The following is a 21664-nucleotide window of genomic DNA, read 5'->3' as shown; positions in this document are numbered from 1 at the left end:
AAACTCCTACAGGGCAGAAGTGCACTCCTATTCGGTAGGCGTGATCCTCAGCGCCAGTCTAATCCTTTAGTTTAGTAAAAGGAATCTAATGGAGCTTGAGAAGAAACTCCTACAGGGCAGAAGTACACTCCTATTCGGTAGGCGTGTTTTTCAGCGCCAGTCTAATCTTTATGTTAGTAAAAGGAATCTAATGAGACTTGAGAAGAAGTCTCTACAGAATAGATGTGTGTAAATGTATACTTATATAAAAGTAGGGTACTAGCTTAAAAAATGTTAAAAAATATACTAAAAGATATTGAAAATTATTATCTATAGGTGTATTATTTAACTATTGAAAAGAATTTTCATTTGCATATAAATAAAAGGCTATGAATATTTATTTTAAAATGAAAAGGGAGTGAACGGTATGCCGATAACAATGATAAAAGTAGGCGAAACAAATGTTATAAAGAGAATCACAGGTAATGATGAGACTAGACGTCATCTAGAACATCTTGGTTTTGTTATAGGGGGAAATGTAACAGTGGTTAACGAAATGGCTGGAGATTTAATTGTTAATGTAAAAGATGCTCGTATAGCATTAAGTAAGTCTATGGCAAACAGAATAATGGTGTAATAAGTAGGATGTTCATATAGAAAGGGGATTTATAATATGAAAACATTAAAGGATGTTAAGACAGGTGAAACTGTTAAGGTTATTAAATTACATGGACAAGGTGCTATTAAGAGAAGATTTATGGACATGGGTATAACTAAAGGAACTGAGGTTTATATAAGAAAAGTAGCTCCTCTTGGTGATCCTGTAGAAGTTAATGTAAGAGGATATGAACTTAGTTTAAGAAAAGATGATGCATTAATGATTGAAGTAGATTAAGGACGCTAATTTTTAGTAATATATAAACTTTAAAGAACATACCAATAGGAGGGATATAAATGTCAATTAAAATTGCACTTGCCGGAAATCCTAACAGTGGTAAAACCACGATGTTTAATAGTTTAACCGGTAGCTCACAACACGTAGGTAATTGGCCTGGGGTAACTGTAGAAAAGAAAGAAGGTAAACTTAAAGGGCATAAAGATATAATTATACAAGATTTACCTGGAATATATTCACTTTCACCTTATACTTTAGAGGAAGTTGTTTCAAGAGAATATTTAGTTAATGAAAAACCAGACGCTATTATAAATATTATTGATGGTACTAATATAGAAAGAAATTTATACTTAACTACACAACTTAAAGAAATAGGTTTACCTATGGTTGTGGCAGTAAATATGATTGATGTCGTTAGAAAAAATGGCGACACTATAGACATAAAAAAATTAAGCCAAGCTCTTGGCTGTGAAGTTATTGAAGCATCAGCTTTAAAAGGTATAGGCTCAAAAGAAGTAGCTGAGAAGGCTATAGAACTTGCTAAAGCTAAAAAAACTACTCAAGTAGTTCATAAATTCTCAAAAGATGTTGAAAAGTCAATAGAACAAATAGCTGAAATTATAAAAGCACCATTAAATAATGAAAATGTTCATTGGACTGCTATAAAATTATTTGAGAGAGATGAAAAAGTTAAAGAAAAAGTAGTACTTTCAAGGGAAGTTAAAAATAAAATCGAAGAGATTATAACAGCTTGTGAAGCTAAACTTGATGATGATAGTGAGAGTATTATAACTAGTGAAAGATATGATTATATAACTGAAGTTATAAAACAATCAGTTAATAAGAAAAATAAAACTAATCAAACAACTTCGGATAAGATTGATAAAATTGTAACAAATAGATGGCTTGCTTTACCTATATTTGCACTAGTAATGTTTGGAGTTTATTACGTATCTATATCTACGGTAGGTGGAATAGCTACTGACTGGGTTAATGATGAATTATTTACAAATATTATACCACCAGCTGTAGAAGGCTTTCTAACATCAATTGGAACAGCAGACTGGCTTAATTCATTAATATTAGACGGTATAATAGCTGGAGTTGGAGCAGTATTAGGTTTCGTACCTCAAATGATGGTACTATTTTTATGCCTAGCTATAGTTGAAGATTGTGGATATATGGCTCGTATAGCCTTTATAATGGATCGTATATTTAAAAAGTTTGGACTATCTGGTAAATCATTTATTCCAATACTTATTGGAACAGGTTGTGGTGTTCCAGGGATTATGGCATCACGTACAATTGAAAATGAAAAAGATAGAAGAATGACAATAATGACAACTACATTTATTCCATGTAGTGCTAAGTTACCTATAATAGCTCTTATAGCAGGTGCATTATTCCCAGAATCAGCTTGGGTTGGACCGTCTGCTTATTTCTTAGGAATAGGAGCAATAATCACATCAGGTATTATGCTTAAGAAAACAAAACTTTTTGTTGGAGATCCAGCACCCTTTGTAATGGAACTTCCTTCTTACCATGTACCAGGAATTAAAAATATTCTTCTTCATACATGGGACAGATCAAAAGCATTTGTTAAGAAAGCAACAACTGTAATACTTCTTGCTACTGTTGGAGTATGGTTCTTAAGCTCATTTAGCTGGAGTCTGGAAATGGTAGATACTACTGACTCTATACTTGCTAGTATAGGACGTGTTATAGCACCTGTATTTGCACCACTTGGATGGGGTGAATGGCAAGCAGCTGTAGCAACATTTACTGGATTAATAGCAAAAGAAAATGTAGTAGGAACATTTGGTATTCTTTATGGATTTGCTGAAGTTGCTGAAGATGGTGCAGAGGTTTGGGGAAATCTTCAAGCTGCATTTACACCACTTGCTGCATACTCATTCCTTGTATTTAACTTAATTTGTGCTCCATGTTTTGCAGCTATAGGTGCATTACGTGGTGAAATGAAATCCGGAAAGTGGACAGCTTTTGCTCTTAGCTATCAAACAATATTTGCATATGTACTTGCATTAATTGTATTCCAAGTAGGATCATTTATTTCAGGCGGAAGCTTTGGAGTAGGAACTGCTGTAGGGTTTGCATTAATTGCAGGAATAATATATTTATTATTTAGAAAACCAAGTAAAGTTTCTTCAAAAATTATTGAAGGATCAATAGAAAAAAAGGCGGCGATGTAATATGGCTACATTTATAGTTGGAGCTGTTGTATTTGGCATCATAGGTTTTGCAGGATATAGAACTTACAAATCCTCTAAAAGTGGAGGAAGTTGTAGTGGATGCTCTGGTTGTAGTAAAGCATCTAGTTGTAAACACTAAAATATATTGTTTTAAAAGGTACAGGCTATATAAAAATAGTCTGTACCTTTTATTATTTAAACACTATAATTAGAATATTAAAAATTGTAGGAGAAGATATGGGAGAATTTATTAAACCACAAGAAAAATATTTTGAAAGCTTTATAAGTGCAATTAATGATAGCAAAAATAATAAAGAAGATAATGAACTAAATTATAGCGTTAGTAACTTTGAAACATTTATGGAAGAAGTTTTAAAGGTTTGGGAAAGTGAAGAATACTATTGGCTAGTAGATGGCGAAAGATTTTTAGGTGATGTGGTTTTAAGAAAAAAACCATCAGTAGAGCAGTTAGTAATTGGAGGGAATGTAAGTTATTTTGTTTCTATATCTGAAAGAAACAAAGGGTATGGGAAGATGTTATTAGAATATGGAATAAAAAGAGCTAAAGAATTAGAGTTAGATAAAATAATAATAACTTGCTATGAAGATAATAAAAACTCAAAGAGGCTTATAGAAGGGGCTGGAGGAGTTTTAGTAAATAGCTTTTTCTTAAAAAGTACAGATAAATCCCTTTTAAGATATTTATTGCAATTATCAAAATAAGGGAGTGTTGCATAGTATAAATATAAAGCAATGTATTTGGGTATAAGTATGGATAAAAAATATGATGTCAGCTTAGATTTTGATGAAGAAGTTGAAAAGCTCTTTAGACAAGGCGAGTATTTGGACAGAGGACATAATGGAGTTGTGTATCTACTGCCTGGTAAAAAAATCATAAAGATATTTTATGATAAAAAAATCTGTTTAAAAGAAGCCTATACCTTAAAAAAGGCTAAAGGATCTAAATATTTTCCTAAAATGACGAAGTACGGAGATTACTATATAATAAGAGAAATGGTAGATGGAATCAGATTAGATAAATACATCAAAAAGGTAGGCTTAACTAAAGATATATCTAGGCAGTTATATGATTTGATTAAGGAGTTTAAAAGGCTAAAATTCACCAAACTGGACATAAGATGTAGAGATATATACGTTGATGATAAAGGGAACATAAGAGTAATTGATCCAAAAGATAATTACGTAAGAAGAAGAGAATATCCTAGACATTTAATGAAGGGGTTAGAAGGAGTAGATGCATTAGAAAGCTTTCTTGAAAATATAAAAGAGTTTGATAGAAATGTGGCCAAAATGTGGAAGAGTAAAATTGATAAATACTTTAAACTTAATATTAAATGATTAGGTAAAAAAGAAGCTGTTAAAAATCTGAGATAGCTTCTTTTTTATTTTTTTGTACTAATATAAAAAGTAGATAATATAATTTTTAGAAAGGATTAATAGAAAATTAAATGATAATTGATTTCAATTGGTTGAATTTATGTAAAATAAAAGGTATAATATAACTGTAAAGAGGAAAAATACTATTATTATAGTAATAATTAGTACTAAAAATGTTTTAAAATTAACATAGCTGTATTATTATTATTACAAAATGAAATAATAAAATGAGTATTTAAATTTAAGGAGGTAATTTCTTATGAAACAATACGTTGAGATTGTAGACGTAGTAGCTAGACAAATATTAGATTCAAGATGTTTTCCAACTGTAGAGGTTGAGGTAGTACTAGAAGATGGAACAGTAGGTAGAGCAGCAGTTCCTTCAGGAGCTTCAACTGGTATATATGAAGCAGTTGAGTTAAGAGATGGAGATAACAGCCAATACTTAGGTAAAGGTGTTTTAAAAGCCGTAGAAAATGTTAATGAAGAAATCGCTACAGAATTAATAGGAATGAATGTTTTTGATCAGCCTTTAATAGATAAGGTATTAATAGATTTAGATGGTACAGACAATAAAGGTAAATTAGGAGCAAACGCTATATTAGGTGTTTCTTTAGCTGTAGCTAAAGCTGCTGCTAACTATCTTGGATTACCTTTATATCAATATATAGGTGGAGTAAATGCAAAAGTTCTTCCAGTTCCTATGATGAACATTATAAACGGTGGTAAACATGCTGATAACTCAGTTGATTTACAAGAATTTATGATAATGCCAGTTGGAGCTGCAAGCTTTAGCGACGCATTAAGAATATCTGCTGAAGTATATCATGCATTAAAGAAAATCTTAAATGATAAATCTTATGCTACTGGTGTGGGCGATGAAGGTGGATTTGCACCTAACCTAAAGAGCAACGAAGAAGCTTTAGAAGTTATTATAGAAGCTATACAAAAAGCTGGTTATGAACCAGGAAAAGATGTATTTATAGCTATAGATGCTGCATCTTCAGAATTCTATAAAGATGGTATGTATGTATTAGAAAATGAAGGAAAAACTTTAACAGCAGCTGAAATGGTTGATTTCTATGCTAAATGGGTAGAAAAATATCCAATAATATCTTTAGAAGATGGAATGGCAGAAGAAGATTGGGAAGGTTGGAAGTTACTAACTGATAGATTAGGAAGCAAGATACAATTAGTTGGGGACGATTTATTTGTAACTAACACTAAGAGATTAGAAGATGGTATAAATAAAGGAGTTGCAAACTCAATCTTAATTAAACTTAACCAAATAGGAACTTTAACTGAAACATTAAACTCAATAGAAATGGCTAACAGAGCTGGCTACACAGCAGTGGTATCACACAGAAGTGGTGAAACAGAAGATGTTACAATAGCTGATTTAGTTGTTGCTGTTAATGCAGGACAAATAAAAACAGGAGCTCCAGCAAGATCTGAAAGAGTTGCTAAATACAATCAATTATTAAGAATTGAAGAAGAATTAGGAGAAGTTGCAGAATACAGAGGTAGAAAAGCATTCTTCAACGTAAAATAGTTTTTCTTAAAGGTAATGGGGTTAATCTCATTACCTTTTTTAAAGTCTAGGATTAACATTAATAATTATTGTAATAATGAAAGCATTATGTTATTATATACTAAGGTATTTTAAACGGAAAGTAGGAGGTGCCCAATGGAGACACTATTGATAGTAATAGAATCGCTATTAGGATTGGCAATAATTATAACCATATTACTTCAACCTAGTAAATCAGATGGACTAAGTGGATTGATTCAAGGTAGAAGCGAAACATTTTTTTCAAAGAATAAAGGTAGAACAAGAGAGGCAATGTTAGCCAGAATAACGATGATTTCAATGGTATTATTTGCAGTTAATACTATACTATTAAACTTAATAAAGTAATTAACTCAGCCATATTGGCTGAGTTTTGTTCTAAGTATACATAAAATATAACAAAAGATTACAAGAAAGGTGGGGTAATGTGGATAATCTAAAAATTAGTAAAAAGATAAGAATAATTTCCATTGGTTCAATTATAATAACGCTTCTATTTGGTGGAATATCTACTGTTTTTTTGAAAGTTGCAGATAATAAAATAGATGACCTTTATAATAATAATGTAGTATTCTTACAAAAGTTAGTACAAATAAACAATAGTTCTAGAGACTTAAGAGTAGCACTTTCATCAGCAGGACAAAACTATAAAGATAAAAATGTTTTAACATCCTTGCAAGAAGACTATAAGAGAAAACTTAAACAACTAAATGATGAGATTAAAGATGTTACGGATAATAATTATGGCATAAAGGAAAGTTACATAGGATTATTGCAAACACGTTCACAAACGTTAAATAATATAAATATTGATTTAAAAGATTATGTTACAAATGAGGACAAGGTTAAAAAAGATATAATAACTGCTACTGAATCCTTAAGTGCTATAGATGGTACTTTAGATATAATATCCAAAAGTAAAACTGAAGAAGTAGCAACTCTTAAAGATAATAATAAAAAAGAAATGGGATTAATAATAAAAGTAATAATAGGATTAGTTTTATTATTTGCAGCTTTAAATGTAGCAATTACGAGAGCGGTTACTCAAGGGATAGTTAAATCAATAAAAGAATTTGTAGAGTACATAAAAACTATATCCTCAGGAGATTATAGAAAAGAAATTCCAGAAAAATTAAAAACTAGAAAAGATGAAATTGGTACTATGTATTTAGCACTAGACGATATGCAGAAAAATACTAAAGTAGTTCTTTCTAAGGTTAAAGAAAGTTCAGATGTAACAGTGGAAACATCTAGTTCAGTAAATAATCTAGTAAATAACCTTCATAATAAAGTTAAGGATATGAGTGAAACTACAGAGCACATAGCAGCAGGTATGGAAGAAACAGGTGCATCTACGGAAGAAATGAGTGCATCATCTCAGGAACTTGAAAAGGCCCTTGAAGGTATATCTGATAAAGCTAACCATTCACTTAACATAGTTCATGATATAACAAAGAGAGCAAATTCATTAAAAGAAAAATCATTGCTTTCAAAGGAAACAGCATCAGAGATAGGTAGAAAACATCAAAATGACTTAGCTTCTGCTATAGAGGATGCTAAATCAGTTGAGAAAGTTAAGATACTAACAGAGTCTATATTAGAAATAACATCACAAACTAATCTTTTAGCCTTAAATGCAGCTATAGAAGCAGCTAGAGTAGGGGAAGCAGGAAAAGGATTTGCAGTAGTTGCAGATGAAATAAGAAAACTTGCGGAAGATTCTCAAGAAGCTGTAGGAAAGATACAAAGTGTTACATCTGGAGTAACTGGTACAGTTAATAGATTAGTTGAAAGTTCAAAGGCTCTAATAGATTTCATAAACAACATAGTTATAAAAGATTATGAAACTTCTGTTGTAACTGGTGAAGATTATGCTAAAGATGCTGATTTCATGCAAGAGATAATAACAGATTTCTCTAGCACATCAGAAGAAATATTAGCTTCTATTAGAAACTTAAATGAAGTTATCACAAATATAGCTGAAGCTTCAAATCAAGGAACTATAGGAATAACTAATATTACAGAAACAACATCTTATTTACTACAAGATGCTAATGAAATATTAGAGATGGATGAAAAATCACAAAGTGCTAACGATAATTTAGTAAAAGAATTAGAAATGTTTAAGATATAAATAAAAACCATTATAGCTACAGGTTGTACAAGCTATAATGGTTTTTCTCTATTTTAAATCTTCTAAATTAAACGGAGTCTTTTGATATACACAATAATTCAGCCAGTTAGAAAAAATTATATTAGCTGATGCTCTCCAAGTAACGTAAGGAAGTTTTGAAGGATCATTATTAGGAAAATAATTATCAGGAATATCTATATCTAAACCTTTGTTTACGTCACGTAAATATTCATCTCTTAGAGTAGATCTTTCATATTCTAGGTGACCAGTTATAAATATCTTTCGCCCAGACTTTTCAGAAACTATAAATACACCAGATTCTTCAGATTCAGAAAGAATTTCTAACTCAGGAATTTTTGCTATATCTTCTCTTAATACTTCTGTATGCCTTGAATGTGGAGCATAGAAAATATCATCTAATCCTCTTAAAAGTTCATGATTATTTTTATATACTACATGAGGGTAAACCCCAAATACTTTATTACTTAGTTTATATTTTGGAACTCCATAGTGATAATATAATCCAGCTTGCGCTCCCCAACAAATATGCAGAGTTGAAAATACATTATGACTGCTCCAGTCTAAAATTTCTTCAAGCTCATTCCAATAGTTTACTTCTTCAAATACCAAATGTTCAACTGGAGCTCCAGTTATAATTAATCCATCAAATTTTTGATCTTTTACATCTTCAAAATAATTATAGAATTTATCTAAATGTTGAGAAGCCGTATGTGAAGAAGTATGAGTACGAGTTTGAAGTAATGTTATATCTACTTGTAATGGTGAATTAGCTAAATGCCTAAGCAGTTGAGTTTCTGTTGAAATTTTTGTAGGCATTAGATTTAAAATAGCTATTTTAAGAGGTCTTATATCTTGAGACTCAGCTCTTGAATCACTCATTACAAATATATTTTCCTCTTTCAATATGTTAAAAGCAGGTAAATCGCTAGGAATTTTTAAAGGCATTTTTTTGCACCCCCATTTTATTATTAAGCTGAGGACTCAAGTACTCAGGTAGTCATGTACTTAAGTGCTCAAGTAGTCAGGTTTTAATTTTTATTAGTTTTTAAATGAATGTATAGGAGCTGGTATTCTTCCACCCCTTTGAATGAAATCAAAAGAAGAGAATTTATTTGTAGGCATTACAGGAGCGTAACCAAGTAATCCACCAAAATGAACTATATCTCCAACTTTAGTACCAGGAGCAGGGATGAGTCTAACGGCAGTTGTTTTATTATTTATAACACCTATTGCAGATTCATCAGCAATCATTGCAGCTATAGTTGAAGCAGAAGTATCGCCAGGGATTGCTATCATATCTAATCCAACTGAACAAATAGCAGTCATAGCTTCAAGTTTTTCAAGATTTAAAGAGCCCTTCATAACTGCATCAATCATTCCAGCATCTTCAGAAACAGGAATAAATGCGCCGCTTAATCCACCAACGTGGCCACAAGCCATAACTCCACCTTTTTTTACTGCATCATTTAGAAGTGCAAGAGCAGCTGTAGTTCCATGAGTTCCAACAACTTCTAACCCCATCTCTTCTAATATGTGAGCAACAGAATCTCCTATAGCAGGTGTTGGAGCTAAAGATAAATCTACTATTCCAAATGGAACACCTAATCTACTTGAAGCTTCAAGAGCAACTAACTGACCCATTCTTGTTATTTTAAAGGCTGTCTTTTTGATTGTTTCAGCAACCACATCAAATGATTCACCTTTTACTTTTTCTAAAGCGATTTTAACAACTCCAGGACCACTTACACCTACATTAATTACTTTATCAGCTTCCCCAACTCCGTGGAAAGCTCCAGCCATAAATGGATTATCCTCTACAGCATTAGCAAATACAACAAGCTTAGCACATCCTAAACCTTGAGTATCTTTAGTAAGTTCAGCAGTTTGCTTAATTATTTCTCCCATTTGTTTAACAGCATCCATGTTAATTCCACATTTGCTTGAACCAACATTTACAGAGGAGCACACTTTTTTAGTTTTTGCTAAAGCTTCAGGTATTGATTTGATAAGTATTTCGTCTCCTTTGGTGTAGCCTTTATGTACAAGAGCAGAGAAGCCACCTATAAAATCTACGCCTAAAGTTTCAGCAGCTCTATCTAAAGTTTCAGCAAACTTAAGATAGTTATCTGCATCAGTTGCGCCACCTATTATTGAAATAGGAGTAACGGATACTCTTTTATTTACTATAGGAATACCAAACTCTGTTTCGATTTCATTACCAACTTTAACTAAATCTTTGGCAGAGTTAGTTATTTTATCATATATTTTAGAGCATGCTTTATCTATATCTGGATCTATGCAATCAAGTAAAGATATACCCATAGTTATGGTTCTTATATCTAACTTTTCTTCTTCAATCATTTTTATGGTTTCTAAAATATTATTAACGTTCATTAGTTACCCCCCAATTATAGTGTGTGCATGGAATTAAAAATTTCTTCTCTTTGGATTTTTACATTAACTCCAAGAGATTCACCTTTTAAAACTAAAGAATTTTTTATGTCTTCGAAAGATTTTTCGCTTTTTTCTAGGTCTAACATCATTATCATAGTAAAATATCCTTGCATTATTGTTTGGTTAACATCAAGAATATTTATATTTAATTCTTGAAGCTCATGACTTATTCCAGCTATAATTCCTACTTTATCTTGTCCTAGTACTGTTAAAATTGCTTTCATTGCTATCTACTCCTATCTAAAATTTAATAAACAAAAAGGACCTTACCAATAAAGGGACGAAATAATCCGCGGTTCCACCCTTCTTAGCAAATGCCCAACTTAAAAGATAAATACTCCAAAGTTCCCTTCATAATATTAACCTAGTTGTTTCCACCAAACACAACTTCTCTGTAAGGATTATATTATTACTTTTCTTTTTCATCGCATAAATATTTAATTATATTGATTATTTTATATTGTATATGTAAAATTGTCAATTTGTAAAGAAATAAATTAATAATAAATATATTATTTAATAATTCAAAGAAATTTATTAGAAATAGTTAATTGTTATTTTAGGTTATTTCATGAAAAAAATAACCTTTTTTTAAATACTCAACATCGTATTTATTAGTAAGTTTAAATAGATAATCTTTAGCATTAGAAAACTTTTTTTCACTCATCATTTTTGTGAAATGATTTTTTTCTTGAGTTTTTGAGATGTCTTTAAAGTATCCCCATACATGATGTAAAGTATTTATATAGTTTCCTTCATCCAAAGGATTTTTTAAGGTTTCATCTATAAATTTATATAAAGACAATATATCTCCATTATCTTTTATTATTTTCCTACATGTTTTATAAGACTCATAATTATATGCCATAACAACATATTTATATTTAGCCCATTCTTCTGTTATTGTGGATTTAGCATTAATCCCTTTAAGAGAATTTAGGGAATTTATAACCTTTATAGATGATATGTCTTTATCTTTTACCTCAAGCATTATATCTGGATTAAAGTCTTTTGCTTCTTTAAAATATTCTAAAAAGTCCTCAATATTAATTGTTGTAGAGTGAGAACCAATTTTTTTATTTTCGTCTTGCTGAGAATAATGAACTTTCATGTTTCCATCTTCTTCTTTCCAGGTTTTATGTACTAATTCATAAATCTCTTTGACACTTAAGTTATTGCTGCCATAACAAGTATTATGAAGATTATCATATACTACAGGAATATTTATTTTTTCACTTATTTCCAAAACGTCTTCTAAAGAATAATTTTTTTCATCATTTTCTATAATCATTCTTTTTTGTGCAGAAGAGGAGAGTCTTTTGAAATTTTCTATAAAGCGTTTTTTAGCAAGAGGTTTATCACCATAAACTCCACCTATATGTAAAATCAATTTATGAGTATAGTTAAGCTCTAAAGAATCTAAAAAATCTGTGTGATATTCAAAGTCTCGTATAGATTTATTTACTATATCTTCACTTGGAGAATTTATAATGGTATATTGACCAGGATGCATGGATACTCTAAAAGAATTTTCTTTTATGTAATTTCCTATAGAGGTTAGCTCAGATTTAAATATGGATTTCCAAGGTAAATCATTAATTTCATGGCTTCCTAGAGGAATTATATCTGAAGATATTCTAAAAAGGTCAATATCTCTTTTTTTATTATATTCTAGTATTTTATGTAAATCTGAAAGATTATTTTCTATAATTTCTGAAGTTTTTTCATATGTAAAGTCTTTAAGTAATAGTCTTCTATTGGTTCTAAAGGGGATAGTTAAAGGGATACATGCATAGCCTATTTTCATAAAAAGTTTCTCCTTAATTTTATAAAGTAAATTTAGTATATATTTTAAATATAAAAGTATTCCTTATAAATTTTTTTAATAATATAATAATATAATATAACATTTTTTAAAGAGGTGATTTTTATGAAAAAAATAGTTTTAGCTGGAGGATGCTTTTGGGGAGTTGAAGAGTATTTTTCTAGAATTGATGGAGTTAAGGAAACTAAAGTAGGTTATGCTAATGGACATAAAGAAAATCCAACCTATGAGGAGGTATGTACAGGATTAACTGGTCATGCCGAGGCAATATACATAGAGTATGCAAAAGATGAAGTAACTTTAGATAAGATTTTAGAAAAATATTTTGGAATAATAGATCCAACTGTTTTAAATAGACAAGGGCCTGATATAGGTCATCAATATAGGACTGGAATATATTATATTGATAAAGAAGATTTAGCGGTTATAAATAAATATAAAGAAAAAGAACAGTTAAAATATGATAAACCAATAGTTACAGAGATAGAACCATTAAAATGTTTTTATGATGGAGAAGAATATCATCAAAGTTATTTAAAAAAGAATCCAGGTGGATATTGTCATATTAATTTAGACGCTTAAGATATGTAACATATAGCCTTTCTAAATTTTTAAGGCATAACAATTTTTTGCTAGGAGGAAGATATGAAAGGTATTGAATATGTAGAATCGGTATTAGATATAGTTAAAAAAAGAAATCCAGGGGAGATAGAATTTTTTGATGCAGTAAGAGAGGTATTAACTTCTTTAGCACCCGTATTTGATAAAAATCCTAATTTTATTGAAGCTGCTTTATTAGAAAGGATAACTGAACCAGAAAGATTAATATATTTTAGAGTTCCTTGGGTAGATGATACAGGAAAAGTTCATGTAAACAGAGGATACAGAGTTCAGTTTAATTCAGCTATAGGACCTTATAAAGGTGGTATTAGATTTCATCCTACAGTAAATCAAAGTATTATAAAGTTTTTAGGTTTTGAGCAGATTTTTAAAAACTCACTAACTGGGTTAGCTATAGGTGGAGGAAAAGGTGGAGCAGACTTTGATCCTAAGGGGAAATCAGATAATGAAATTATGAGGTTTTGCCAAGCTTTTATGTCAGAATTGTATAAGTATATAGGCTCAGATATGGATATACCAGCAGGAGATATAGGCGTTGGTGCTAGAGAAATAGGGTATATGTATGGATATTATAAAAAAATAAAAAGCATGAGTGATCAAGGTGTATTTACTGGAAAAGGTCTTACCTTTGGAGGAAGTTTAGTTAGAACACAAGCTACAGGATATGGGCTTGTATATTTCACAGAAGAAATGCTAAAGAATAAAGGACTAAGTTTTAAAGGGAAAAAAGTCATTGTTTCAGGATCTGGGAATGTAGCAATTTACGCTATGGAAAAAGCCATAGAACTAGGTGCTAAAATTGTAGCTTGTTCAGATTCTAGTGGATATATATATGATGAAAATGGTATTGATTTAAAGATACTTAAGGACATAAAAGAAATAAAAAGAGCAAGAATTAAGGAATATATAAAAGATAAACCAACAGCTAAGTTTGTAGATAATTATAAGGGGATTTGGAGTAATAAATGTGATATAGCTCTTCCTTGTGCAACTCAAGGTGAGATAGATGAACATGGAGCAAGTGAACTTATAAAAAATGGTGTTATTGCTGTTTCAGAAGGGGCTAATATGCCATCTACACTAGAAGCTATAGATTTATTTTTAGAAAATAATATATTATTTGGTCCATCGAAAGCTGCAAATGCTGGTGGAGTAGCTTGTTCAGCACTAGAGATGTCTCAAAATAGTATTAGATATGCTTGGAGTTTTGAAGAAGTTGATGAAAGATTAAAGGAAATAATGAGTAATATATTTAATAATATAAAAAATACTGCAAAAGAGTATGGTGAAGAAGATAATTTAATTATTGGAGCCAATATAGCAGGCTTTATAAAAGTGGCTAACGCCATGTTAGCACAAGGGGTAGTATAAAATTTTATGCTGTATCTTTAAGTTTAAAGATACAGCATTTTTTATTCGATAAAAAATCTTAAGAAATTTGTAGTGGAATTTAATAAAATTTTAGCCTATCCTTAAGAGAGAAGGAAGAATAAATTATTTCGTTTATAGAGAGGTATTGTTTTGAATAAATATATTTATATATATTTTTTTGTATTAAATTTAATAGGATTACTTATAATGTGGAAAGATAAAAGAGCAGCTATAAAAAAGAATTGGAGAACTAAAGAAAGTACTTTATTTTTAATAGCTATGTTTGGAGGAAGCTTAGGCATAATAGGCGGAATGAACTTCTTTAGACATAAAACTAAACATAAAAAGTTTACATATGGGATTCCCAGCATTCTTATTGTTCAAATACTAATATATATGTATTATATTAATTTTTAACTTATCAAAAATATAGAGCGTATTTTATTATTTTTGATTTAATCTGTATAAATTTTAAAAATATTATCATATTTTAATTAAATTGCAATAGTTTTTTAAGAAAAATATAAGAAAAATAATACATACTTGAGAGTAAGAGAGCACTTGATTTTTTTTATACTATGCAATATATTAGTAGGGGTACATAAATGGAATAGACAATTAAATTTTTAAATGAAAATAAAATTGGATGTACATGAATTTAAATATAATTTTAGGAGTGAGTAGGATGGAATACTACATTTCAGTCATTACTGGCATATTTCAAGTATTGGTATTTTGTATTACTGGATACTATTTGATAATAGCGGTATTTGGTCTTTTTAGAAAAAATAAGGAGAAGGATTATACAGCAAATAAGAAATATGCGTTAATAGTTGCAGCTCACAATGAAGAAGTTGTTATTAGTAATTTGCTGGACAGCATGGGAAAGCTTAATTATCCAAAAGAGCTTTATGATGTATTCGTAATTGCAGATAACTGTACAGATAAAACAGCTGAAATTTCTAGAGCACATGGTGTTAAAGTTTTTGAAAGAAATGACAAAGAAAAAAGAGGTAAAGGTTACGCTCTTGAATGGATGTTTGATAAAATATTCAAAATGAAAGAGAACTATGATGCAGTTGCTATATTTGATGCGGATAACTTAGTTTCAACAGAGTTCTTAAGAGAAATCAATGCTAAGATGAATGAAGGATTTAAAGTTGTCCAAGGCTATCTTGATTCTAAAAATCCAGAAGATTCATGGATTGCAAGCTCTTATTCTATAGCATTTTGGTCACAAAATAGAATGTTCCAATTATCAAGAGAAAACTTAGGTTTATCTAACCAAATTGGTGGAACAGGTTTCGCAATAGACATAAATATCCTTAAGAAGCTTGGATGGGGTGCAACTTGTCTAACAGAGGATTTGGAATTTAGTTGTAAGCTTATTTTAAACAACGAAAGAGTTGGTTGGGCACATGATGCAGTAATATATGATGAAAAACCACTTACTTTAAAACAATCTTGGAGTCAAAGAAAAAGATGGATGCAAGGATTTGCAGACGTTGCAACAAGATTTTTCACAAGGCTTGTTAAAAAAGCTATAAAAGATAAAGACTTTAGAGCTCTTGATTGTGCTTTATATGTTGCACAACCTTTTGTAGTTTTACTTTTAGGAATATCGCTAATACTATCTTTCTTGCAAGCAAATGTGGAAAGTGGATTGAATATATTTGAAATGAAGAGTCTATTTGGTAGTACAATATGGGGAATTTTCTTGATGGTACAATTTTTATTTACTCCATTTGTTTTATTTAAAGACAAAAAGGTTTCAGGGAAATTACTTGCAGTATTTGCAGCATATTCACTTAATGCGTTTATTTTCCCAGTATTGTTAGATGGCGTTAAAAATATGTATATTATTACTGGAGTTCATGCACTATATACAATAGGATTTTTTATTATTTCTTTTGTATTATTAGGTAAAAAGGGTTTCTTAGCTTTCTTTAGATACTTATTGTATGGAATTTACAGCTTGACTTGGATACCTATAACTATTCAAGGTATCTTAAACAAGAACAATAAAGAGTGGAGTCATACAAAACACGTAAGACAGATAGGCATTTATGATGTTTAATTGATTGTTAACCCAATGTAGATCATTGGGTTTTATTTTGCAAATAAATAAAATAACATAATTTTACAGAACATCCGTTTGACAAAGAGGAGAAAATTAGGTATATTTTTTACTATCTAGTGAACATATTATAAATAAACCAATAAAAAATTCGAATATCTTAAAGTGTAGATAATAATTTAAAATATAAATTTATGACTTAATGAGGAAGTACGGAGGGGAAGAATGAGTAAAGAAAGTAGTATGCATAAGTATGATGTGACCTCTTTAACATCTTTAGAGAAATTGGAACCGGTTAGAGTAAGACCAGGAATGTATATAGGTTCTACAGGAAGCAAAGGCTTGCACCATTGTGTATGGGAGATACTAGATAATGCTATTGATGAAATATCAAATGGATATGGTGATAAAGCTACTGTAGTTTTAAATAAAGATAAAAGCGTTACAATAATAGATAATGGGAGAGGTGTTCCTACAGGAATACATCCTATAAAAAAGAAGTCAGGTGTGGAGATGGTGTATACAGAGCTTCACACAGGAGGAAAGTTTGATAATGAAAACTATAAAACATCTGGAGGACTTCATGGAGTTGGTGCAGCTGTAGTAAATGCACTATCAAAATGGCTAGAAGTTGAAGTTAGTCAAAAGGGTAAAAAGTATCTTCAACGATTTGAATACACCTTTGACAAAGAATTAAAAAAGGATATGCCTGGAACTCCAGTTCATCCTTTAAAAGAAGTAGGAAAAAGTAATGTAACTGGCACTAAGGTAACTTTTTTACCAGATACAGAGGTTTTTACATCTACAGATTTTAAATTTGATGTAATAGATGAAAGATTAAAAGAATTAGCCTTCCAAAATAAAGGAATTAGATTAGAGTTTAGAGATGAAAGAAAAGATGAAGCTGTAGTAAAAGAATATTACTCTGAAAGAGGACTATTAGATTTTATAGAATACTTAAATGAGAGTAAAACACCACTTCATCCATTACCAATAATATTCGATGGAGAAAGAAGTGCTCAAAGCATTAATATGTATGGAGAGATATGTATTCAGTTTACAGACTCTACAACAGAATATATAGCTAGCTATGTTAATAATATACCTACAACAGAAGCTGGGACTCATGAGACTGGATTTAAGACAGGAATGACTAGGGCCTTTAAGGAATGGGCTAAAAAACTTAATTTAGTTAAAGAAAAGGATAAGGATTTTGAAGGTGATGACCTAAGAGAAGGTATGACTGCTATTGTAAGAATAAAAATAACAAATCCTATATTCGAAGGACAAACAAAAACTAAGTTAGGTAATAATGAAGCTTATACCATGATGAATGATTTAGCTTATACTAAGCTTTGTGAATGGATAGAGGATAACAAAGAAATAGCAACGTCTATTATTAATAACGCTTTAGATGCGGCAGCTAGAAGAGAGAAAATAAAAAAGATTAATGAAGCTGAAAGAAAGAAAATAGGGAAAGGTACAGCTCCATTAGCAGGAAAAATAGCTGTATGTACAATGAGAGACAAAACTGTTAACGAGTTTATTGTAGTTGAGGGAGATTCAGCTGGTGGCTCTGCTAAGCAAGCAAGAGATAGAAGATTCCAGACTATTATGCCATCTAAAGGTAAAATAATGAATACAGAAAAGCAGAAACTAGAGAATGTTTTAGCTTCAGAAGAGCTTAAAATATTTAATACAGCAATAGGAACAGGAACTTTAGATAATTATAAAGAAGAAGATATGAAGTATGATAAAATCATAATCATGAGCGATGCTGATGTAGATGGATATCATATTAGAACCTTGTGGATGACATACATTTATAGATATATGAGACCACTTATAGCAAACGGGCATTTATATTTAGCACAACCTCCATTATATAAAGTATATAAAAATACTAGAAGTGGAGAAGTTCATAAATATGCCTACTCAGATGAAGAACTAGAAAAAGCAAAAAAAGAAATAGGTAAAGGAGCTCTTATACAAAGATATAAAGGATTGGGTGAGATGAATCCAGAGCAATTATGGCAAACAACCTTAAATCCTGAATCTAGAACCCTTTTACAAGTTACTATAGATGATGCAGCAAAAGCTGAAAAAATGGTTTCATTGCTTATGGGTGATGTAGTTGAACCAAGAAAGAAATATATGTATAAGTACGGAGAGTTTTAAGAAAGGGTGACGGGAATGGCTAAAAAGAAGACAGAAATACCTCAAGATAATAATATAGTTAGAGTACCTTTAGAAGAAGCAATGCCAGATAATTACCTGCCATATGCTATAGAAGTAGCCAAAGACAGAGCTTTACCAGATGTTAGAGATGGTTTAAAGCCTGTACATAGAAGAATATTATATGGAGCATATTTATTAAAAGCATATCCAGATAGACCTTACTACAAATCAGCTAGAATAGTTGGGGATATATTAGGTAAATTCCATCCGCATGGAGATTCGTCTGTATATGATGCAATGGTAATACTTGCTCAGAACTTTACTACTAGAGAGCCATTGATTGATGGACAAGGAAACTGGGGTTCTATAGATGGTGACGGGGCAGCTGCAATGCGTTATACAGAAGCTAGGTTGGCCCCAATTGCTATGGAAATGTTAAGAGACATTGATAAAGATGTTGTGGAAATGGTTCCTAACTATTCAGATAGTGAAATGGAACCAAGGGTATTGCCTGCAAAATATCCAAATCTTTTAGTAAATGGAACATTTGGTATAGCTGTAGGACTTGCAACCAATATACCACCACATAACTTAAAAGAAGTAATTGATGGAACTTTAGCCTATATCGATAATAATGAAATAACAACAAAGGAACTTATGAATTATATAAAGGGACCAGATCTTCCGACTGGAGGAGTTATCATAGGGAGAGAATCTATACAAACTGCCTATGAAACTGGAGAGGGAAAGGTAGTTCTAAGAGCTAAAACTTCTATTGAGAAGCTAGAGAATGGAAGAGTAGGAATTGTAATAACAGAATTCCCATTTAGAAGAAATAAGGCAAAATTACTTCAAACAATATCTGAAATGACCGGTGATAAGAGACATGCTAAAGCCTTAGAGGCTATAACAGATATTAGAGATGAATCAGATAGAACGGGTATTAGAGCTGTTATAGAATTAAGAAAGGCTTCAGATGAAGATGCAGCTGATAAAATATTAAAATATTTATTTAAGAAAACCGATCTTCAATGCAATATAAGCTTTAACATGGTTGCACTAGCAGATGGAAAACCAGAAACACTAGGAGTTAAATCCATAATTACTCATTATGTGAACCATCAAAAAGAAGTAATTACTAGAAGAACTACAAAGGATTTAGAAAATGCTGAAAAGAGATTCCACATAGTTGAAGGGTTTATAAAAGCAATTAATGTTTTAGATGAGGTTATCGCAACCATAAGAGCTTCCAAGTCTAAAAAAGATGCAGGCATAAATCTTATAAATAAATTTGGATTTACAGAACCTCAAGCTGAAGCTATATTGGAATTGATGTTATATAGATTAACAGGGCTAGAAATAAATATATTTGAAAAAGAATATAAAGAGCTTGAAAAAACAATAAAGAAATTAAAAAAGATTCTTGCAGAAGAAAAAGAATTATTGAAAGTAATTAAAGCAGAGCTTTTAGAAGTATCAGAAAAGTTTGCAAATCCAAGAAGAACTCAAATCATCCATGATGAAAATGAAGGTAAAATAGATATAGAAGAGTTAATTGTGGTAGAGGATGTTGTTATAACACTTTCTAAGGATGGATTTATAAAGAGGATACCTTTGAAAACTTATGCTAGAATTAATGCTGATCCAGAGGATATAGAGTATAGGGAAGGTGACTTCTTAGCATATACTTTAAATGGTAATACCAGAGATTCATTAGGGGTATTTACGGACACTGGATATATGTATCAAATAAAAATAAATGCAATTCCAGATATGAAGTGGAAAGATAAAGGCGTTAGAATAGATGAAATCATAAAAACCATAAATTTAGATAAAGAAAACATAGTAGGAGCTTTTTCAATAGATAACTTTACACCTAATAATTTATTTAAGTTCATAACAACTAACGGTGGAATAAAAAAGAGCACTTTAGATAAATTTATAAGTGGATATACAAAACTTCAAGCTCTTAAATTAAAAGATGGAGATAAACTTTTAAATGTAACCCTTATAGAAGAAAATAAACAAGAAGAGTTTTTAAAAATCGAAACCAAAAACGGATTAATTTTCACAGTTGAAGAACCTAAACTTGAAGCAGCTGAGAGAAATATTGTTCCTCAAGCACTGTGTTTACTTCCGGGAAAAGATGAGATAGTTAAAACTGAATATGTAAGTGAATATAATATTTTAGACTTTATTGTTGGAATAGATAAAAAAGGTAATATAAAAATAAATAAAGATGGTAAACTTCCAGCATCACTAATGAAAGCTCGTACTAATACAAATGAGGAGATATTAATTTTCTCAAGCCTTGGTAAAGTCTTTAAACTAAAAGCAGCACAGATTCAAGAGATAAATGAAATACATCTTGATAAATTAGTAGATTCCTTTGACAAAGGGGAGGAAATAATTAATATAGTATCTGTAAGTGAATATTATGAACAAGAATATGTATACTTCTTCTCTAAAAATGGATTAATTAAGAAAACTTCTTTAAAAGAATTTAAAGGAGATTATAATAATGTGCAAGGATACAAATTAAAAACAACTAAAGATAGTATTGTATCTACCTCAATAGATGGGGAAAATCCTAATATACTTATAGTAACGAAAAAAGCTATGGGAATATTGTTTGAAGGTAATACAGTAAATGCTATGGGAAAACTAGCATCAGGAGTTACAGGAATATCCTTAAAAGATGAAGATGAGGTAGTATCAGGAAAATGTTTATCAACCCTAATTGTAAATGGCGAAAAATGTGGGTATAATTATATTAAAAAGCTGATTATTACTTCAAAAAATAAGGAAAAGAAGGAAGTAGCCTTAGAAGAGTTAAAACTTCAAAACAGAGCAGGAAGAGGAAATAGCTTAATGCTCATAGTACTAGAAGATAGCGTAAAAGAGGTTGTTTTCAAATAAGAGGAGGTTTTT

Annotated in this window: 19 protein-coding genes and 1 other annotated feature; of the genes, 15 read left to right on the top strand and 4 right to left on the bottom strand. The window is 30.5% G+C overall.

All coding sequences use genetic code 11. From position 1 onward, the window contains the following. Nucleotides 1-406: 406 nt before the first annotated feature. The 9 genes from B3N22_RS09815 to B3N22_RS09775 all read left to right on the top strand — a co-directional run bounded on the left by B3N22_RS09815 (nt 407) and on the right by B3N22_RS09775 (nt 8186). Nucleotides 407-616, top strand: coding sequence for a FeoA family protein (locus B3N22_RS09815; protein ID WP_286906690.1), 210 nt, complete (start codon nt 407-409; stop codon nt 614-616). Between the two features lie 36 nt (nt 617-652). Then, a complete protein-coding gene (locus B3N22_RS09810) occupies nt 653-874 on the top strand; it encodes a FeoA family protein (protein WP_286906689.1) in 222 nt (73 codons plus the stop codon). 59 nt (nt 875-933) lie between these two features. Further along, a complete protein-coding gene (gene feoB, locus B3N22_RS09805) occupies nt 934-3084 on the top strand; it encodes a ferrous iron transport protein B (RefSeq protein ID WP_286906687.1) in 2151 nt (716 codons plus the stop codon). 1 nt (nt 3085) lies between these two features. Further along, nucleotides 3086-3223 carry a FeoB-associated Cys-rich membrane protein gene (locus tag B3N22_RS09800; protein WP_286906685.1) on the top strand — a complete coding sequence of 46 codons (138 nt, stop codon included), beginning with the start codon at nt 3086-3088 and terminating at the stop codon, nt 3221-3223. A 98-nt stretch (nt 3224-3321) separates the two neighbouring features. Then, nucleotides 3322-3807: a GNAT family N-acetyltransferase gene (locus B3N22_RS09795; protein WP_286906684.1), complete on the top strand. Its 486-nt coding sequence runs from the start codon at nt 3322-3324 to the stop codon at nt 3805-3807. Nucleotides 3808-3855: 48 nt separating this feature from the next. Then, nucleotides 3856-4443 (top strand): protein kinase, encoded by a 588-nt coding sequence (locus B3N22_RS09790; RefSeq protein WP_286906681.1) that lies wholly within the window; start codon nt 3856-3858, stop codon nt 4441-4443. A 298-nt stretch (nt 4444-4741) separates the two neighbouring features. Beyond that, entirely contained in the window at nt 4742-6034 is a 1293-nt protein-coding gene (gene eno / locus B3N22_RS09785; RefSeq protein ID WP_073020852.1) for a phosphopyruvate hydratase, read from the top strand. A 135-nt stretch (nt 6035-6169) separates the two neighbouring features. Beyond that, nucleotides 6170-6400 carry a preprotein translocase subunit SecG gene (secG, locus tag B3N22_RS09780; protein WP_286906679.1) on the top strand — a complete coding sequence of 77 codons (231 nt, stop codon included), beginning with the start codon at nt 6170-6172 and terminating at the stop codon, nt 6398-6400. Nucleotides 6401-6479: 79 nt separating this feature from the next. Further along, on the top strand, nt 6480-8186 hold the full coding sequence (locus tag B3N22_RS09775; protein WP_286906677.1) for a methyl-accepting chemotaxis protein: 1707 nt from the start codon (nt 6480-6482) through the stop codon (nt 8184-8186). A 48-nt stretch (nt 8187-8234) separates the two neighbouring features. Here the strand turns inward: B3N22_RS09775 and metA are convergent, their stop codons facing one another. The 4 genes from metA to uvsE form a co-directional block, all read right to left on the bottom strand. Next, nucleotides 8235-9152 carry a homoserine O-acetyltransferase MetA gene (gene metA, locus B3N22_RS09770; protein ID WP_073020858.1) on the bottom strand — a complete coding sequence of 306 codons (918 nt, stop codon included), beginning with the start codon at nt 9150-9152 and terminating at the stop codon, nt 8235-8237. Nucleotides 9153-9245: 93 nt separating this feature from the next. After that, entirely contained in the window at nt 9246-10601 is a 1356-nt protein-coding gene (locus B3N22_RS09765; RefSeq protein ID WP_073020860.1) for a PFL family protein, read from the bottom strand. A 14-nt stretch (nt 10602-10615) separates the two neighbouring features. After that, entirely contained in the window at nt 10616-10885 is a 270-nt protein-coding gene (locus tag B3N22_RS09760; protein ID WP_073020863.1) for an ACT domain-containing protein, read from the bottom strand. A 49-nt stretch (nt 10886-10934) separates the two neighbouring features. Continuing rightward, nucleotides 10935-11096 (bottom strand) — a binding site (T-box leader). Nucleotides 11097-11220: 124 nt separating this feature from the next. Then, nucleotides 11221-12468 (bottom strand): UV DNA damage repair endonuclease UvsE, encoded by a 1248-nt coding sequence (uvsE, locus tag B3N22_RS09755; protein ID WP_286906675.1) that lies wholly within the window; start codon nt 12466-12468, stop codon nt 11221-11223. Between the two features lie 123 nt (nt 12469-12591). Between uvsE and msrA the strand changes: the two genes are divergently transcribed. The 6 genes from msrA (at nt 12592) to B3N22_RS09725 (ending at nt 21652) form a co-directional block, all read left to right on the top strand. Then, a complete protein-coding gene (gene msrA, locus B3N22_RS09750; protein WP_286906673.1) occupies nt 12592-13068 on the top strand; it encodes a peptide-methionine (S)-S-oxide reductase MsrA in 477 nt (158 codons plus the stop codon). A gap of 63 nt (nt 13069-13131) precedes the next feature. Continuing rightward, nucleotides 13132-14478: an NADP-specific glutamate dehydrogenase gene (gene gdhA, locus B3N22_RS09745; RefSeq protein ID WP_286906671.1), complete on the top strand. Its 1347-nt coding sequence runs from the start codon at nt 13132-13134 to the stop codon at nt 14476-14478. A 150-nt stretch (nt 14479-14628) separates the two neighbouring features. After that, nucleotides 14629-14895, top strand: coding sequence for a DUF1294 domain-containing protein (locus B3N22_RS09740; RefSeq protein ID WP_286906670.1), 267 nt, complete (start codon nt 14629-14631; stop codon nt 14893-14895). Between the two features lie 268 nt (nt 14896-15163). Continuing rightward, nucleotides 15164-16555 carry a glycosyltransferase family 2 protein gene (locus B3N22_RS09735; RefSeq protein WP_286906668.1) on the top strand — a complete coding sequence of 464 codons (1392 nt, stop codon included), beginning with the start codon at nt 15164-15166 and terminating at the stop codon, nt 16553-16555. A gap of 225 nt (nt 16556-16780) precedes the next feature. Then, complete coding sequence (locus B3N22_RS09730; RefSeq protein WP_238905512.1) at nt 16781-18733, top strand: DNA gyrase/topoisomerase IV subunit B; 1953 nt, start codon at nt 16781-16783, stop codon at nt 18731-18733. 15 nt (nt 18734-18748) lie between these two features. Next, the gene (locus B3N22_RS09725; RefSeq protein WP_286906665.1) at nt 18749-21652 is read left to right on the top strand and encodes a DNA topoisomerase IV subunit A; all 2904 of its coding nucleotides are present in this window, start codon (nt 18749-18751) and stop codon (nt 21650-21652) included. The last annotated feature ends 12 nt before the right edge of the window (nt 21653-21664 follow it).

Origin of the sequence: Clostridium sp. UBA1652 (assembly GCF_002320975.1) — a bacterium.
Lineage (GTDB): Bacteria > Bacillota > Clostridia > Clostridiales > Clostridiaceae > Clostridium_T > Clostridium_T intestinale.
This window is presented reverse-complemented; position numbering and strand designations above follow the sequence as displayed.